Source organism: Vibrio sp. J383 (assembly GCF_023503985.1).
Lineage (GTDB): Bacteria > Pseudomonadota > Gammaproteobacteria > Enterobacterales > Vibrionaceae > Vibrio > Vibrio splendidus.
Genome location: NZ_CP097294.1, coordinates 495,795 through 512,466, shown reverse-complemented (window position 1 = coordinate 512,466; position 16,672 = coordinate 495,795). Strand labels below are relative to the sequence as shown.

At 44.9% G+C, this 16,672-nt stretch carries 13 protein-coding genes; 6 read left to right on the top strand and 7 right to left on the bottom strand.

All coding sequences use genetic code 11. From position 1 onward, the window contains the following. The first annotated feature begins 19 nt into the window (after positions 1 to 19). The 3 genes from M4S28_RS18880 (at position 20) to M4S28_RS18870 (ending at position 2,574) form a co-directional block, all read left to right on the top strand. Positions 20 to 865 (top strand): GNAT family N-acetyltransferase, encoded by an 846-nt coding sequence (locus M4S28_RS18880; RefSeq protein WP_249633492.1) that lies wholly within the window; start codon positions 20 to 22, stop codon positions 863 to 865. A 121-nt stretch (positions 866 to 986) separates the two neighbouring features. Beyond that, entirely contained in the window at positions 987 to 1,826 is an 840-nt protein-coding gene (locus M4S28_RS18875) for a helix-turn-helix domain-containing protein (RefSeq protein WP_249633491.1), read from the top strand. Positions 1,827 to 1,941: 115 nt separating this feature from the next. Continuing rightward, positions 1,942 to 2,574: an esterase/lipase family protein gene (locus tag M4S28_RS18870; RefSeq protein ID WP_017091975.1), complete on the top strand. Its 633-nt coding sequence runs from the start codon at positions 1,942 to 1,944 to the stop codon at positions 2,572 to 2,574. 195 nt (positions 2,575 to 2,769) lie between these two features. On the opposite strand, the gene M4S28_RS18865 is transcribed toward M4S28_RS18870, so the two are convergent. Beyond that, a complete protein-coding gene (locus tag M4S28_RS18865; RefSeq protein ID WP_004732521.1) occupies positions 2,770 to 3,744 on the bottom strand; it encodes an arginine deiminase-related protein in 975 nt (324 codons plus the stop codon). 621 nt (positions 3,745 to 4,365) lie between these two features. On the opposite strand from M4S28_RS18865, the gene M4S28_RS18860 reads away from it, so the two are divergent. Continuing rightward, on the top strand, positions 4,366 to 6,216 hold the full coding sequence (locus M4S28_RS18860) for an ABC transporter ATP-binding protein (RefSeq protein ID WP_249633490.1): 1,851 nt from the start codon (positions 4,366 to 4,368) through the stop codon (positions 6,214 to 6,216). 297 nt (positions 6,217 to 6,513) lie between these two features. After that, positions 6,514 to 7,218, top strand: a complete 705-nt coding sequence (locus M4S28_RS18855) for a DUF445 domain-containing protein (RefSeq protein WP_004732525.1) — start codon at positions 6,514 to 6,516, stop codon at positions 7,216 to 7,218. A 135-nt stretch (positions 7,219 to 7,353) separates the two neighbouring features. Here the strand turns inward: M4S28_RS18855 and M4S28_RS18850 are convergent, their stop codons facing one another. After that, entirely contained in the window at positions 7,354 to 7,842 is a 489-nt protein-coding gene (locus M4S28_RS18850) for an Lrp/AsnC family transcriptional regulator (RefSeq protein ID WP_004732526.1), read from the bottom strand. Between the two features lie 279 nt (positions 7,843 to 8,121). Here M4S28_RS18850 and M4S28_RS18845 point away from each other — a divergent pair, with 279 nt between their 5' ends. Next, positions 8,122 to 8,292, top strand: a complete 171-nt coding sequence (locus tag M4S28_RS18845; protein WP_017078425.1) for a hypothetical protein — start codon at positions 8,122 to 8,124, stop codon at positions 8,290 to 8,292. 616 nt (positions 8,293 to 8,908) lie between these two features. On the opposite strand, the gene M4S28_RS18835 is transcribed toward M4S28_RS18845, so the two are convergent. The 5 genes from M4S28_RS18835 to putA all read right to left on the bottom strand — a co-directional run bounded on the left by M4S28_RS18835 (position 8,909) and on the right by putA (position 16,611). Further along, positions 8,909 to 9,763, bottom strand: a complete 855-nt coding sequence (locus M4S28_RS18835; RefSeq protein WP_249633489.1) for a nuclear transport factor 2 family protein — start codon at positions 9,761 to 9,763, stop codon at positions 8,909 to 8,911. A 122-nt stretch (positions 9,764 to 9,885) separates the two neighbouring features. Further along, a complete protein-coding gene (locus M4S28_RS18830; RefSeq protein WP_108150586.1) occupies positions 9,886 to 10,776 on the bottom strand; it encodes a helix-turn-helix domain-containing protein in 891 nt (296 codons plus the stop codon). Positions 10,777 to 11,063: 287 nt separating this feature from the next. Continuing rightward, a complete protein-coding gene (gene putP, locus M4S28_RS18825; RefSeq protein ID WP_026012326.1) occupies positions 11,064 to 12,554 on the bottom strand; it encodes a sodium/proline symporter PutP in 1,491 nt (496 codons plus the stop codon). A gap of 203 nt (positions 12,555 to 12,757) precedes the next feature. After that, the gene (locus M4S28_RS18820) at positions 12,758 to 13,462 is read right to left on the bottom strand and encodes a 1-pyrroline-5-carboxylate dehydrogenase (RefSeq protein WP_017091972.1); all 705 of its coding nucleotides are present in this window, start codon (positions 13,460 to 13,462) and stop codon (positions 12,758 to 12,760) included. 11 nt (positions 13,463 to 13,473) lie between these two features. Further along, positions 13,474 to 16,611 (bottom strand): bifunctional proline dehydrogenase/L-glutamate gamma-semialdehyde dehydrogenase PutA, encoded by a 3,138-nt coding sequence (putA, locus tag M4S28_RS18815; protein ID WP_249633488.1) that lies wholly within the window; start codon positions 16,609 to 16,611, stop codon positions 13,474 to 13,476. Positions 16,612 to 16,672: the final 61 nt, after the last annotated feature.

The following is a 16,672-nucleotide window of genomic DNA, read 5'->3' as shown; positions in this document are numbered from 1 at the left end:
AACGACAGGAATTAACGCGATGTTAGATATCAAAAAAATCTCAACACTTAGTGACCTAAGCGAACTTCAAACGGCTTACTTTACCGAATCAACAGCACCACTCGATGGCATGTGGCATTTTGGCTTTGTGCCAATGTCTGACCATTTTGGTTTTTACGAAAACGGTAATCTTGTCGGTTATTGCGTGTTGAATGGCGAAGGCTACTTACTTCAGTTCTACCTAGCACCAACAGCCAGTACTCATATTGAAAGCTTGTTCACCTTAATCGTAGAGAACAACAGCTCTGTGATTGGTGAGGTGAAAGGCGCATTCGTGAGCACCGCTGAGCCACAATATTTATCACTGAGTGTCGACAACACAGAGTCGTTTAAAATGAATGCGATGATGTACCGCCAAAACTCTCAAGCCAGATCTGATTGTGATTCAGACCGCGTTGAAGAGATAGAGATGAGCCTCGCGACAGAAGAACAACTGGAGCAGTTCGTTGAGTTTGCTTCATCAGCGATTGGCGCGCCAAAAGAGTGGCTCACCGGTTACTACGGTAATTTGATTGCCCGTCAAGAGCTATGGGGCTACTGGGAAAGTGACGACATTCTCGCTACTGGAGAGTGCCGTAAGTTCGATGAGCATCAAACACAGTTTGCCGACCTAGGTATGATTGTCGCGCAACAAGAACGCGGTAAAGGCTTAGCGACGCGTGTTATTCACTCTCTAAAGCAACACGCTAATAGCCAAGGGTTAGAAGCTATGTGCTCTACGGAAAGCAGTAATATTGGCGCACAAAAGGCCATCACACGCGCTGGGTTATCATCAAAGCATCGTATCTTGCAGTTTAATTTTAGCGAATTAAAGGAAACTGATTAGCCTTGATTCGGATTAACAAACATCAAGACTAAGTTCTAACAATAGATACTGATAAAAACTGTCACCTCCAACGATATCCACATATAGTTGGAGGTGCCAGTCATCTGAAATAGAAGGTCTAATGATCAATTGGTTACAGTCTCCAAAATCCCCTGTAGTTGCTCAGTTCATTGATTGCTACTGGCTGATTGAAAAGACGCCCGACGCTCAAACTCATCAATTTCCGATACTCAATCCCGATCCATCGGCACACCTTATCTTATCGCCAAGCGAGCAGGCATATCACTACACGATTGAGCAACAGGTCGATCAAGGCGTTGGCAGCCATCTGCTGTTACCACACCATAAAGCCATCGAATTGGATCACTCGAAGCCCTTTGTTCACTTGGGCATTAAATTCCATGTCGGAGCCTTGTATTCATTGGCTATCCCAGATTGTCCTCACCCTAGCTTGGACAGCGTTAGTCCAGTCAATCTCGCAGGTTTGCTAAACAATCCAAACGCCGATGCAACGCTACTGATCAAGCTCGCTCAAACCGATATTGAGGCCTGCTGTCAGCAGTTAGATGATTTGTTACTTCCTTGGCTATCGACAGCTAAAACGGATAGGCACAGCGAACTGACTCGTAAGGTGTTGGGGGTGCTTGGTTCGACACCGATTTCAGAGCTTGGCGACAAGCTGTTTTGCTCGCAAAGAACATTAGAAAGAAGCTTCAACAAGGTAACAGGGCTGACATTAAAACAGTGCCAATCGATGAACAAACTCGAAGCGATGTTGGAATATTTGTATAAGCGAAATTTGGATGACATCGACTGGATGGACGTCGCCTTTCAATTTGGATTTAGCGACCAACCGCACCTGATTCGTTACCTAAAGAAAACCATCGGTCTAACACCCAATACTTACGCCAAACAAGGCGGTTTAACTATTGATGTTTATGGTGGAGTGAGATCGGACTAACCCACCCTTTACCCATCAAGCACTCTCTGTCTTTTGTGTCCCATTAGTAGCAAGTTTTATTGAGTTTAGATTTGCGACTAAATATACTGGGGACACTATCAAACGGAGGACAAAAATGAATAATAAAAACAAACATATAGTTTTAATTCATGGTCTATATATGCCTGCGTTGATCATGCAATATCTGGATAGAAACTTTAAAAAACGCGGCTTTACAACGCACAAATTTGCCTACAACTCGCTGCGCTTCCCTTCGGCCGCCAAACGCCTCAATCGCTTCGTGAATGCTCGCTTTAATGAATACGATGAGGTCTATTTCTTTGGTCACTCACTGGGTGGCTTGCTGATTCGCCACTACTTTAAGTTCTACCAACCCGACTTTGCAGACACCTGCATTATTACCGCAGGCACTCCGCACAATGGGGCAACCATCGCCAAAACGCTTTCGAATCATGGTCTTGGATTTATATTTGGTTCGAGCAAAATGATCTTAAGTGATGGCTTGGGTGACTACGATATTGATGTGCCGATTGGCGTGATTACAGGCACTTACGACGCCGGAGTTGGACGTATTGTACTGGGAAAAAATCCGGGGGATGGCACGGTAACACTCGAAGACGCAAACCTGAGAGGGGCAACGGATACTTACGCTCTCAAACTCAACCACACGGCGCTTGTCTACTCCAAGGAAGTCGTGGCACTGTCGGCTCAGTTCATCGAACACAGAGCTTTTAAGGATGCTTCATAGCTTTTGCGTTAGCTGTTTTCCGTTAACTTTTGTGCGCGTTAGCTCGTGTATCTAGCTCTGGTTCTCTTATTACTGTTTTCTTACTTCTGGTAGACGGATACAAAGATAGATAAAAACAAAAATACCACTCTGCGATAAGAGTGGTATTCAAAGATTCATTGCTAAAGTGAGTGCTTGTTATACTTTCTATACTTGTTACAAGCGATTCACTCGCGTTGGTAAAAACACCTCACCCAACATGCATCGCACCGAACCACCACCAATGTCTTCAATCGTTTTCACGTTAAATGGCAGCAACTTTCCGTGTGTCGAAAGCTGAGCTAATTGAGCTGGAGAAAATGCATCGTAAGCCGACTGAGACATCGCGATTACCTTATCGCCATTCACGGTTTCCAATTGCAGAATATTGCCGCAGAATCGGTTCATCTGATCGATCGAGATCGAGATAACTTGCTTGTCTTTGGCAAGAGATTTCACCACAAAGCGGCGTTCAAACTCAGGAATCACTTCATCACAGATCACGCAGAAGTTATCACCAATCGCCATCATCACATTGGTGTGATAAATCGGCTGACCAGACGGTAATGCCGTTTGGAACGAAACCACGCGAGAATAACCAATACGCTTCGCATAATCTTCTAATACTTCACGGTCGCAACGCTGAGAAAGCGCCGCATAGATCGTCTTATTGATGTGATCGATAACCATCACACCGGTGCTCTCTAGATAAGAACCTTGAGCAACGTACGACTCCATAGACTCACTGTGGTTAACAATGCGACCAGACGCTTCCAACACTTCAATAAGAGCAGTAGGCTTAACTTCATGCTGACGGTTTTCACAGGCCATAGGGAAAGTGAATAAACTTCCATCACTACAAGTACTGAACCAGTTGTTTGGGAACACTGCATCAGGGGTTTCGACACCCAATTCTGGGTAATCAAACTCTACAACTTGCACACCTTCTTTACGCAACGAAGCCACCATAGCCTTAAATTCGGCCATCGTTTCTAGCTTCACCTCAGCTTCGGTCAGATTGACTCTGTGCTGAAACTCGTTATCACGTGCTGTCTCTTCGTTAAATCGAAACTCTTTTGGCGGAACCATAACAACGCAATTGGCATTTTGAACATTAGTAATATGAAGTGATTTTTTGTGTAGGTTTAACATCTCAACCGTCCCTATCTTTTATTTACCTCAGAATTGTAAACAACTTGTTACGACAAGATTCACTGAAAATAATAATGATTTGAATATTTATCCCAAAAAATCACTGCAAATCTTAGATTAATCGGTAATTTTTACTGCGAGATAACAGCACATCAGAAAGAACCAACTGTATGCATATTCGTTAAGGCGCTTTATGGATAAATATTCCGATTTCATTTTCTCGCTCACCACGAGTTTTGGTTACAATTCAATCCATTTAACGTTAGGATTATCATCGTTGCATAACCATCAATTACGTTTGAAATAAGCTTAACTTTTCCTGTCTAATTCAATCTAAAATAAGCGCCATGAAAGACACTCTTTGGATCTTTCCTTCGTCACTTAATAACTTTAAAACTAAGCATTAACGTTAAAACCAAGTGATTAAAGCTAAGCGCTTAAACCAAGTACTTAGATAAGAGCTAGAACAACACCCATCGAATGACTCAATGCTTATAATAACCCATGGGCGCTTATATAATTTCAAACTAAGACGGTAAAATTTCAAATCAAGACTATAAAAACAAAGCTGCACCAACGATGCAGTCGCTTATAGATGCACTAGTTTATAAAGGGAAATCTATGTACAAGAAATTTGAAGGCTTTACTGAAGCCTTTCCAAAGGGAGAGCCGATACAACCTCCTACTGGAATACTGGCATTCTGCCGCCATTACACTCGAGGTTTCGAAAAGCCGTTGATCTGGCTCGGGTTGATGAGCATGACCATCGCGATCATCGAAGTCGCGCTGTTCGGCTACATGGGACAACTGGTTGACTGGCTATCAACAAGCAATCCCGAAACCTTCCTTGCTGATAATAAATCAACACTGATGGGGCTCGGCGTTCTACTGTTAGTCGTGATGCCAATCTTGATCAGTGTCTACTCGCTATTGCTTCACCAAACTTTGCTGGGCAACTACCCAATGTCGATTCGTTGGTTAGCGCACCGCTACCTTTTGAAGCAAAGCTTGTCGTTCTATCAAGATGACTTTGCCGGACGTGTCGCTACCAAGGTGATGCAAACCTCGCTCGCAGTACGTGAAACCGTGACCAAAATGGTCGATGTGTTCGTCTATGTGACGGTCTACTTTACGGCAATGTTATTCATACTCGCAGAATCAGATTGGCGCTTGATGGCTCCGATGCTGGTTTGGTTGTTCATTTACGTCAGCATTCAACTGCACTTCGTACCAAAACTCAAAGATGTGTCTTCTGAGCAAGCCGATGCTCGCTCGTTGATGACGGGTCGTATTGTGGATAGCTACACCAACATCGCAACGGTCAAACTGTTCTCACACAGCAAAAGAGAAACAGAATACGCCGAAGAAGGCATGGAAGGCTTCTTAGATACCGTCCATCGCCAAATGCGCTTAGTGACCGGCTTCAACATCTGCGTTGAGTTCGCTAACTACTTGTTGGTGTTCAGTATTGCCGGCATCTCTATCTACTTATGGCTAGACAACGCAATCACTGTTGGTGCAATTGCCATCGCAGTCAGCTTGGCTTTGCGTATTAACGGTATGTCGAAATGGATCATGTGGGAAATTGGTGGCTTGTTTGAAAACCTAGGCACCGTGATTGATGGCATTAAAACGCTGTCTAAGCCTATCGCTATTGAAGACAAAAAAGATGCTAAGCCTTTGGATGTACCACAAGGTGGCATCAACTTCGATAACGTGAGCTTTAACTACGGCGAGAATAAGGGTGTAATTAACAACCTAAACCTCAACATCAAACCGGGTGAAAAAGTCGGCTTGGTTGGCCGTTCAGGTGCAGGTAAATCAACCTTGGTTAACTTGCTACTGCGCTTCCACGATGTAGAAAGCGGCCGCATCCTGATTGATGACCAAGTGATCTCAGATGTCACCCAAGACTCACTGCGCAGCAACATCGGCATGGTGACTCAAGACACCTCACTGCTTCATCGTTCAATCAAAGAGAACATCCTTTACGGTCGACCTGACGCGACAGATGAAGAAGTGTATGCCGCAACCCAACAAGCGCACGCGCACGAGTTCATTGAAACGCTCACCGACCCGTTTGGTAACATTGGTTACGATGCTCAAGTTGGTGAGAGAGGCGTTAAGCTTTCGGGTGGTCAGCGTCAACGTGTTGCTATCTCACGCGTACTTCTGAAGAATGCACCGCTGTTGGTTCTGGATGAAGCAACATCAGCACTTGATTCAGAAGTAGAAGCCGCAATTCAAGAGAGCTTGATTGAGCTCATGGAAGGCAAGACTGTAATTGCAATTGCACACCGTTTATCGACGATTGCAGCAATGGATCGCTTAATCGTACTCGACCAAGGCAATATCGTTGAAGAAGGCACTCACCAAGAGCTGATTACACAAAATGGCATCTATGCTCAATTGTGGAATCACCAGACCGGAGGCTTCATTGCCGATAATCTTGACCAAGCGTCGAGTGCTTAATTTATGTGCTACTTTAAAAGTGCGGCGTAATTCACACCAATTTGTTAATTAATGGTAAATTACACGTGGCAGAATGTTATGTCGTAATTATATAATGACATTAACACCAAAGACGCCTCGCTTGCGCGTTCTGGAATAAGGCTAGACTTCGGGGGGAGGCTAGCCTTTTTTATATCTGTTATTCTTCGCCCCTTTCTCATCTATTTTCGTCTGCCCCATAAACTTCATCGATCCTTTTGTTTTTTTCTTGGCGTTTTTTTCTTAAAATGCGCGCAGTATTCTTTCTAGAGATCAACCATGAACAAAAGTGTCTTAACTAACGTAATCGCGTTAGCACTGCTTGCTGGCGGCTATGCGACAGCAAACCAATACTTACTTTATGCAGGCCTATTCGCCTTTTCTGGTGCCATCACCAACTGGCTTGCGATTCACATGTTGTTCGAAAAAGTACCCGGCTTATACGGTTCTGGCGTTATTCCAGCTCGTTTTGAAGAGTTCAAGGCGGCTATTAAACAACTGATGATGGAACAATTCTTTACCGAAGGTAATATCGACCGCTTCCTAAGCAGCGAGATGAGCGGTAAGTCGCTCAACCTAGAACCCGTGATTAAGAAGATCGACTTCAACCCTGCATTCGATTCACTAGTGCATGTTATCGAGAACTCACAATTTGGTGGCATGTTAGCGATGGTTGGCGGCACTGAAGCACTAGAGCCAATGAAAGCGCCATTCGTGGAGAAGATGCAAGAGTCTGTGATTGAAATCAGCAAGAGTGATTCTGTAAAAAATGCCATCAAGGATGAACTTGAATCGCCTGCAATGATGGATGAAATCAAAGAGAATATTGAAGCGATCATCGATCAGCGCTTGAATGAACTGACACCAAAGCTGGTTAAAGAGATGGTTCAAGCCATGATCAAGAAGCACCTTGGTTGGCTAGTGGTTTGGGGCGGTGTGTTTGGCGGTGTGATTGGCTTAATCTCTGCGGCAATTACGCTGTAAGCGGTTTATCTGTTCTCACTCTAACTGCTCTAACTTAATCTGATTGACCTTTTCTCGGGCACTCAATAAAAAATGGAAGCTCACGAGCTTCCATTTTTTATATCTAAATCACCTTGGTAAGGCGAAAGCAGGCCACTATTTTAGGGTGGCCAACAACTCAGGGTTAACACCAAAGCCTTTCTTGTGCTCTTCAATCACCACTTCGCTGCGAGTCTGAATCACGCCCGGCAGTGTGCCCAGCTTGGTTGCCATAAACGCTTGGTATGCCTTCATGTCTTTCACTCGAACCTTGATCATGGTGTCAAAATCACCCGACAGCGAATAACACTCTTCCACCTCAGGCATCATTTCAACCGCTTGGGCGAATTTATCGAAAATCGAAAAGCTGGTCTGGTCTAGACGAATATGGATAAAGACCTGGACATCGAGTCCCAGCTTTTCTGAACAGAGCTCGGCATGATAGCCCGTTATGTAGCCTTCTTTCTCCAATCGCTTCAATCTATCAGAACAAGGGGACGTCGTTAGGTTGACCTGCTTTGCCAACTCAACAACGGGCAAACGTCCTTTCATATGCAGAATTCTTAGTATCTCTTTATCGATACGATCGAGTTGATGCTGAGACATAACATTCCTTAAACATTCTAAATTCCGCTCAGTATATTCCATACCACGAACAATCGAAGAAAACCTCGCTCACACATTTAAAAAACTAAATATGCCTTTAGCATTCACACCAAATATAAATCAATATGGAACGATAAGACCCCTTATAAATCAATCTTTGACTATTAACAAATTATTATAGAAATGACCCAGATAACAAATAAGTTGAGCCAGAAACGAAAGAAAGGATATAGGCCAAAGTGAATAATGGGATTATCAAAGAGAAAGGATAACTCTATTATGAAGACACAAGAACTCGCGTACAAACCATACGGTATTGGCTCATGGACACACGTAACGGTATCAAAAGATGTTGCTGAAGCACTCGCAAGTGAATACTCGAACTATGGATGGGAAGTGAAGATTGATGGCAACGCCATTGACACAAAACTTGCACTCAAAGCCGCATAGAAACGAAAAAAACCTCCATAAAGGAGGTTTTTTTATCTAGGTTGGTAAGCACTTACTATAAGTTAAGCCATTCCAACTTGGGGAACTGTACTTCCTGTTTCACAACGACAATTACACGTTCGACAGAAGTGCTGAGTTTCCATATCGTAATACAGGTTTCCACTAAATAGCTTTGACGTCCATTGCATCATACGGCCAGAGGTTGTCTCGGGCTCAGATTCACAACGTTTCATTATAGACTTATGTAGTGTTGTTTTTTTACATCCTTTGCAATAGAGATCAGGCATACCTTTGTCCTATAGGTCTTTAGTGGTTACTGACAATTGACACATCATGTCGAATTTGGTTGCACTATTCACCGAGCTAATCACAAAAGTGAGCGCCAAGTTCAAAAAATAGCCATTTTTCTCTTTCGTTTTTTGACATCAAACGCCATCAAGATCCTTCTTCTTCCATTTACCCTCCCTCGTTCATGCGGTTTCGATTTACATTGTAAAACCCCATAGCGACAGTACTTCCCCCGTCTTAGTCATCAAATTGGTCGATAAAAAAACGGCACTTTCTCTACGAAAGTACCGCTTAAGCAAACCATGTTTGGTTAAATTTAGCTCACAATTTAAAAGCCAAATTTACCATTGTCATTTTTCCACTCTGAACGAGCAGGAATGGTTTCAATGGTATCCCAGTGCTCTACGATTTTTCCGTTATCAACACGGAATAGATCATAAAAAGCAACGTGATTATTCATGAACTGGCCTTCGCTGATCGACAACACAAAGTTACCTTGGCCTAAAATCTTATGGTTGGCGGTATAAACCATTGGCATACCCGCTTCTGCTAGCGCACCCAAAGCTTCACCCAAACCGCTTAGACCATCGGCTACCCCTGGGTTGTGCTGTAAGTAAGCACTGTCTTCATTATCGATATAGTTATTAATCTTCGCCATATCACCGCCGATCAAGATGTCTTTAACGAAACCACTGACCAACTGCTTATTTTTGTCCGTTTGATCGAGATCTACGACTTTAGTCGCGCCATCTAGTTGAGTTCGTCCACTTGCGTTTGGCTTGGCAATTTCTTGCAGGTTGTCCCAATGCTCAACTATCTGTCCATCTTCAAAGCGGAACACATCAAAACCGACTTTCGGGCCAAAGAAGTTATATTCAGTATGAGTGACAACATAGTCGCCATCTTGAAATGAGCGCGTCACTTGCGCTTTCGCAGAGCCTTCAGGCAGCATTTGTAGCACTTCACCAAAGCCCGCTAAGCCATCGCCAACGGCTAGGTTATGTTGAATGTACTTTTCAGGGTTAATGTAGCTCACCGCTTTTGCGTCGCCCGTTTCAATGCTCGAAATAACCGCTACCGCTTTTTCTTGAATTGACAGCTCTTGTGCAGTCGCAGTGGTTGTGAAAGTAGAAGCGCTAAATACGCTTACCGCTAGTAATGTAGATTTAGTTATTGTTTTCATTTTTAAAGTCCTCTCGTTGGCTTGGAAACTATATTAATCAACGAGAGAGGCTCACGGCAGAGTGGATTTAGGCAGAAAAATGGTAGATATCGAACCTTACGTTATCAATGCTCACTTAGTCGCTATTCTGAGAGTGACGGCTTGGAATACTTCTTTTGAAACTCGCTCGGCGTCATTTGAGTATGATTTTTAAAGTACTTAACGAAATTACTGGCGTCTTCAAAACCAAAATCCGACGCCATTTTTTGAGACGTAATATTGGTCACCACCAGCTGACGCTTCATTTCTAAAACGGTAAAAGAATCGATGATCTGCTTGGCAGTTAACCCCGTTGCGACTTTGCACGCTTGGTTCAACGTCTTGTAGGTGGTGTTAATTTGATTGGCGTACCAGTTTGCATCACGCACGCGCAGGTAGTTGTTTTGAAGAAGCTCGAAGTAACGAGCAAACTTGATATTCTGCTGCAAGCTCAAGGCATCCTGCTTCACTTCAGGTCGAAGACGATGAAGAATCAGCGCCAATGCCGAGAACAGATACATCACGATCAAGGGATCAGATTCGGGTTGATTCAGTTCCATCGTAATTTGCTGAATGAGACTTTGCGTCCGCTCTTGGTGGGATTCGTCTAGTGATAACAATGCCGAATGTGCCTTGTTCAAATGAGTAGGCGTGTAGTTCGGCAACTTCATGTTAGCGTGAACGCTGTCTAAGAACGCTTGAGTAAACAAAACCGCAGTGCCTTGTGGCTTATTACTAAAATCAAAGGCGTGCACCTGCTCTCTTTGAATGAACAACACGCTCCCTTGGCTAAAAGGGTAGTCCTCAAAGTCGACCATGTGTGTGCCTGAGCCTTGCTCGATAAACAGAATCAGGAAGAAGCTGACACGATGTGGCAGTTGAGGGTCGTGACTAATATTGCTTTCTGAATAGAGCCGAGACAAGGGCACCAACTCCAGCTCAGCTTGCGCCGTTTTTTCATGGTTAAAGCCAATATTCGGGATTACTTGAGGCACTACTACCTTCCTATTCATTTACTCAACAGCTCTTAGCAAGAGTAATGTATCCCAGTGGGAACTGAAATGTTCCGAGCCTAGAAGTATGACTTAGCCAGCGTCACCAACAAGGTAAACATACTCAATACACTCAACTTGCCAGACGCAACAAAAGGTCAAAGCATTTAGGTATAGTCAAAAAAATAGAGCCACCGAAGTGACTCTATTGCTTTTATTTTTCAATTTCTTTTTACAATTGCTTTTTAGCTAACGTTCTTTGCTAATTCACATATGTTTTACAATGTAAATTAGTCTAGCTCAACTAGGTTCTTCTCGAACTCAGCGTGTTGCTTCTTAACTTCGTCTTCAGGCTCGCCAGTAATTAGGCTCACGATAACGATAGAAAGAGTCGATAGGATGATTCCCGGTACGATTTCGTACACATCGAACCAACCGCCCGTGAACTGCTTCCAAAGAACAATCGTAACACCACCAACCACGATACCCGCTAGAGCGCCGTTACGGTTCATACGAGGCCAGTAAAGACTCAATACGATAGCTGGACCAAACGCAGCACCGAAACCAGCCCATGCGTAAGATACAAGGCCAAGAACTGAACTGTCCGGCGTCATCGCTAGCACAAGAGCAATCAGAGAAATTAGGATAACCGCGAAACGGCCAACACGAACAATCTCTTCTGACGTTGCGTCTTTCTTCAGAATTTGCTTGTACAAGTCTTCTGCCATTGCAGATGAAGAAACAAGAAGCTGTGAATCAGCAGTACTCATGATTGCCGCTAGGATTGCAGCAAGTAGGATACCGGCGATGACTGGGTGGAACATCGCGTTAACAAGAAGCATGAAGATCTTCTCGCCATCGTCTAGTTTAGGCGCGCCAGAGTTAGTCACGTAGATTAGACCAACAAGACCGACTAGCATTGCACCAACCATAGACAATGCAGTCCAGATAACCGCAATGCGGCGTGCTGTCACAAGATCTTTGTTTGAACGAGTTGCTTTAAAACGAGCCAAGATGTGTGGTTGACCGAAGTAACCCAAGCCCCATGCCGCTAGCGAGATGATCGCAATAGCAGACAGTGGCTCACCTTTCGCATCATTCCATAGCGTTAGAAGCTCTGGGTTGATGTTGTGCAGGTCGCTAGATAGCTGACCAAGGCCACCGTTCATTGCCGCGATTGGTACAATCAATAGCGCAGCCGACATTAGCAGGCCTTGAACTAAGTCAGTCCAAGATACCGCTAGGAAGCCACCAAACAGGGTGTACGAAACCACACATACCGTGCCGATGATTACCGCAGTTGTGTAATCTAGGCCGAATACCGTTTCAAACAATTTACCACCTGCTACCAAGCCTGAACTTGTGTAGAAAAGGAAGAATAAAAGGATAAAGAAAGCAGAAATTGTTTGGATCAGCTTAGAATTATCGTTGAAGCGACGAGATAGGAACTCAGGCAGCGTCAGTGATTCAGTCGTAATGCTGTAAGTACGTAGACGTTTTGCACTGATTAACCAGTTTGCCCAAGTACCAACAAGTAGGCCACCAGCAAGCCAAAATGCTTCAAAGCCAGCAGCGTAAGCGTAACCAGGCAGGCCAAGCAGCAACCAACCACTCATGTCTGATGCACCAGCAGAAAGTGCAGCAGGCCATGGGCCTAACGAACGTCCACCTAGGAAGTAGTCAGTTGAGTTAGATGTACGTTTGTAAGCAATAACACCGATCGCTAGCATCATAATTAGATACGCAATGAACGTCGTCGTTATTGCAAAACTGTTTTCTATCATTTGATAGTCCTCATTTTGTAGAAAGCCTTCCATGCCTAATTCAATGCAAGGTACTCACCGTAAAGGCAAGCAAGTGCATTGAGTTAGGTATTGAGGCTCCAAAGCACTCAGGGTTAAATCCAAAAATGGGAAAACCCAAAAATGGAGAAAACCCAAAAATGGAGAAAACCAAAAGTCTTTAGAGCCAATTTTACTGAAGGTTAGTGAGCTTCGCTTCCAAGTTCGAGCAAGGTCGCGTTACCGCCCACGGCTGTTATATTTATAGTTCGCGTACGCTCGGTAATGAAGCGCAGCGATAGGTGTGGATCATTAGCAACATTCATTGCGGTCAGATCCGTTTCAGCCACTAAACCGACGATTGCACCGTCACGCTTAGCAAGCTGTAAATTGATAGCTTGTGCCGTTTGTGAATTACCTACGTAACCCGCGCTTCGCACATCGCAAGACAATAGCTGTTGAGCAGCGTCGTACGAGGCAACCTGCACCAAGTTGGTTGGTAGATTCGCTTGTTTCGCGGCATCTGCAATTAAGGTATTGAACTGCACGTCATCACTGCACAATTGAACGCTGTTACCTGCCAATAGTGCTGCAGTAATCATCGCTGTTGCAGTTTGCAGTGCGGGCACCTTCTCTTCGCAATCATCAACAATCACCAAAGCCACACCGCGGCCTGCGGCATACAACTCATTGGTTTCGCCCGTAGGACCTGCCATTAGGTGATGCTCAGAAAGCAGCGCAGACGCTTGCTCTAGATGATAAGTTGCCACTGCAGCCAAAGGCACAGATTGACTTTCGATCTCTGATTTCAGCGCAAGTACCTGAGCACTCTTGTAATCAAAGTCGGTAAGATTCCATTGTTCCCACGCTAGCAAAGCATCAGAAAAACCTGTCACTTGATGAACCATGATACTGCTCCTTATGCCTTGTCTTGTGATTGAGAGAAATGAACATCTGTAAAACGGTATAGGTAGTGAGGACCACCCGCTTTAGGGCCAGTACCTGACAAGCCTTGACCACCAAATGGTTGAACCCCAACAACGGCGCCCACTTGGTCACGGTTGATGTAGCAGTTACCCACACGAACGTGTTTTTCGATCCAACGGTAAGTTGTCTCATTACGGCTATGGATACCCATGGTTAGGCCAAAACCGGTTTGGTTGATTTGGTCTACCACTTGCGCCAACTCACTCGCTTTGAAGCGAACAATGTGCAGCACTGGGCCAAACTGTTCTTCTTTCAAGCAGCTGATGTCATCGATTTCAAACGCACTTGGTGGAACAAAGTCACCATGTTCACAATCACTACCTAGAGAAAGTTGAGCCACCTTCTTCTGGGTATTGGTCATGTTTTCTAAGTGCGCCAACAACTTCTGTTTCGCATTTTGGTCGATAACAGGGCCAACATCCGTTTTATGAAGATGTGGGATACCCACACTCAATTCGTCCATTGCACCGTGAATCAATGCAACCACGCGGTCTGCGATGTCTTCTTGAATGTAAAGCACACGCAGCGCAGAACAACGTTGACCTGCTGAAGCGAATGCAGAACGAATAACATCACGAACTACCTGTTCAGGCAGTGCGGTACTGTCGACGATCATCGCGTTCTGACCACCGGTTTCCGCAATAAACGGAACAGGCTTAGCGTTACGACTTGCCAATGAAACGTTGATGCGTTGTGCTGTTGGTGTTGAACCCGTAAAAGCAACGCCAGCAATTGCATCATGGCTGGTTAGTGCACTGCCGATCTCAGCACCGCGACCCGGTAGTAATTGAATGGTGCCAGCAGGGAAACCCGCTTCATTCATCAGTTCAACCGCGCGAGCTGCAATCAAGCTTGTTTGCTCGGCAGGCTTAGCCACAACCGTGTTACCCGCAACCAAAGCTGCTGTAATTTGGCCAAGGAAGATGGCCAGAGGGAAGTTCCAAGGGCTAATACAAACGAACACACCACGACCTTGTCGTGAAGCGATTCGTGTTTGGCCATCAAAACCTTTTAGTTCGAAACCTTGTAAGTTATCCGCTTGTTTTGCGTAGTAACGACAGAAGTCGACCGCTTCACGTACTTCATCAACGCTGTCGTGAATCGTCTTACCTGCTTCTTGATGACAAATTGCCACCAGCTCAGCGAGGTTGTCTTCCATCAGGTCAGCCAGCTTATCAAGCGCTGCCGCTTTGGTTTCAACTGAAGTTGCGTTCCAATCAGCAAATGCTGCATCTGCGCCAGTGATCGCTGCGGAAACATGATCAAGGTTAGCGAAAGCCACCTGACCGACATTAATACGACGATCATAAGGTGCAGTCACTTGCTCAACATTCTGATCAGCCTTGATCATGCTTTCGGCAAGAGATTCACCGTTGATCACAGGGCCAGCAGTCCATTGATTATTAAGGAAAGCTTTAACCTGCTCTTCAAACTGATGCGCTTCACTCTCGATATCAATGTTCACACCGTAAGAGTTCTTACGCTCAGGGAATACCGCTGGAGGCAGAGGAATCTTAGTGTTGTGCAATGTATCGAACGCAAGAAGCATATCGACAGGGTGTTGTGTCAGCTCTTCCACAGGGCAACGAGCATCAACTAAACGGTGTACAAACGAGCTGTTTGCGCCGTTTTCTAGCAAGCGACGTACTAGGTATGGCAGTAAGTCTTTATGGCTACCAACCGGTGCGTAAATACGTACCGACTGTTGGTAAGCTTCCATCGCGTGGTTGTAAAGAGAATCACCCATGCCGTGTAAGCGTTGGAATTCAAAGTCTTTATGCTCTGTCATTACAGCGATAGCAGAAACTGTATGGGCATTGTGGCTCGCAAACTGCGGGAAGATATTGCCGCGAACACTTGGGCTCAATAGGTAACGCGCACAAGCAAGGTAAGCTACGTCTGTCGCTTCTTTACGAGTGTAAACTGGGTAATCAGTGAAACCAGCCTGCTGTGACCATTTGATTTCGCTGTCCCAGTAAGCACCTTTAACTAAGCGAAGCGGGATTAAATCACCCTGCTCTTTCGCTAGGCGGTTTAGCCATACTAGAACCGGTAGTGCACGCTTTGAGTATGCTTGAATAACCAGACCAAATTTACCCCAACCTTTTACAAGGTCAGTGCGGTACAGTTTTTCGAATAATTTAAGAGAAAGCTCTAGACGATCCGCTTCTTCAGCATCAATCGTAATCGCAACGTCTAGCTCTACTGCGCGGCGCAATAGCTGCTCTAACGTGTCGCAAAGTTCCGTCAATACGCGGTCTTCATTCGCCACTTCATAACGTGGGTGAAGCGCAGAAAGCTTGATAGAAACAGACGGAGCAGGGCTCGATTTTGAAGAGACATACGTATCTCGACCTACGGCTTCAATCGCCATTAGGTAATCTTTGAAGTATTTGTTTGCGTCTGCAGTAGTCAGTGCCGCTTCACCTAGCATGTCGTATGAGTAGGTAAAACCTTTGTCACGCATAGACTTACCGTTCTTTTGCGCTTCAGCAATGCTACGGCCAAGAACGAATTGGTGACCCATCACCTTCATCGCTTGGTGCATCGCTTTACGAATCACCGGCTCAGAAAGCTTGTTCACTAAGCGGTTAACAGCTTGACCCGCACTCTGCTCGTTAGATGAAAGTCCAACAACCTTGCCTGTTAGCATTAGGCCCCAAGTGGATGCGTTAACAAACACTGAGTCAGAATTCTTTAGATGAGATTTCCAATCCGCAACGCTGAGTTTGTCACGAATCAGTGCATCAGCGGTTGCTGAATCAGGAATACGCATCAAGGCTTCCGCCAGACACATCAGCAAGATGCCCTCTTGAGTATCTAGACTGTATTCAAGCAACAGTGCATCGATCATCTGGATAGAAGTCTTATCCGCGCGGATAGCTTCGATCAATGATGTCGTTTTGTCTGTGATTTGCTGCTTTTCAGACTCAGAAGGGGTAGCTAGCGGCAGAAGTTGCTCTAGCCATTGGGTTTCATCCACCATATATAATGGTGAGATAAGCGTCCAAAGATCAGCAAGCGACTGCTCGTTGAATTCTGGCTTTAACACATCAGTAGCTGTAAACATGCGTTTTCCTTAATCTCACACCCGAAAAGAGTTCGGGATCTCTACAATGGCTGCAGTGTAT

Bases quoted from the DNA above. Each gene is read 5' to 3' on its own strand.
- M4S28_RS18855 (WP_004732525.1), top strand. From the start codon at position 6,514: ATGAACAAAAGTGTCTTAACTAACGTAATCGCGTTAGCACTGCTTGCT.
- M4S28_RS18865 (WP_004732521.1), bottom strand. From the start codon at position 3,744: ATGTTAAACCTACACAAAAAATCACTTCATATTACTAATGTTCAAAAT.
- M4S28_RS18880 (WP_249633492.1), top strand. From the start codon at position 20: ATGTTAGATATCAAAAAAATCTCAACACTTAGTGACCTAAGCGAACTT.
- M4S28_RS18870 (WP_017091975.1), top strand. From the start codon at position 1,942: ATGAATAATAAAAACAAACATATAGTTTTAATTCATGGTCTATATATG.
- M4S28_RS18860 (WP_249633490.1), top strand. From the start codon at position 4,366: ATGTACAAGAAATTTGAAGGCTTTACTGAAGCCTTTCCAAAGGGAGAG.
- M4S28_RS18850 (WP_004732526.1), bottom strand. From the start codon at position 7,842: ATGTCTCAGCATCAACTCGATCGTATCGATAAAGAGATACTAAGAATT.
- M4S28_RS18875 (WP_249633491.1), top strand. From the start codon at position 987: ATGATCAATTGGTTACAGTCTCCAAAATCCCCTGTAGTTGCTCAGTTC.
- M4S28_RS18845 (WP_017078425.1), top strand. From the start codon at position 8,122: ATGAAGACACAAGAACTCGCGTACAAACCATACGGTATTGGCTCATGG.
- M4S28_RS18820 (WP_017091972.1), bottom strand. From the start codon at position 13,462: ATGGTTCATCAAGTGACAGGTTTTTCTGATGCTTTGCTAGCGTGGGAA.
- putA (WP_249633488.1), bottom strand. From the start codon at position 16,611: ATGTTTACAGCTACTGATGTGTTAAAGCCAGAATTCAACGAGCAGTCG.
- M4S28_RS18835 (WP_249633489.1), bottom strand. From the start codon at position 9,763: ATGAAAACAATAACTAAATCTACATTACTAGCGGTAAGCGTATTTAGC.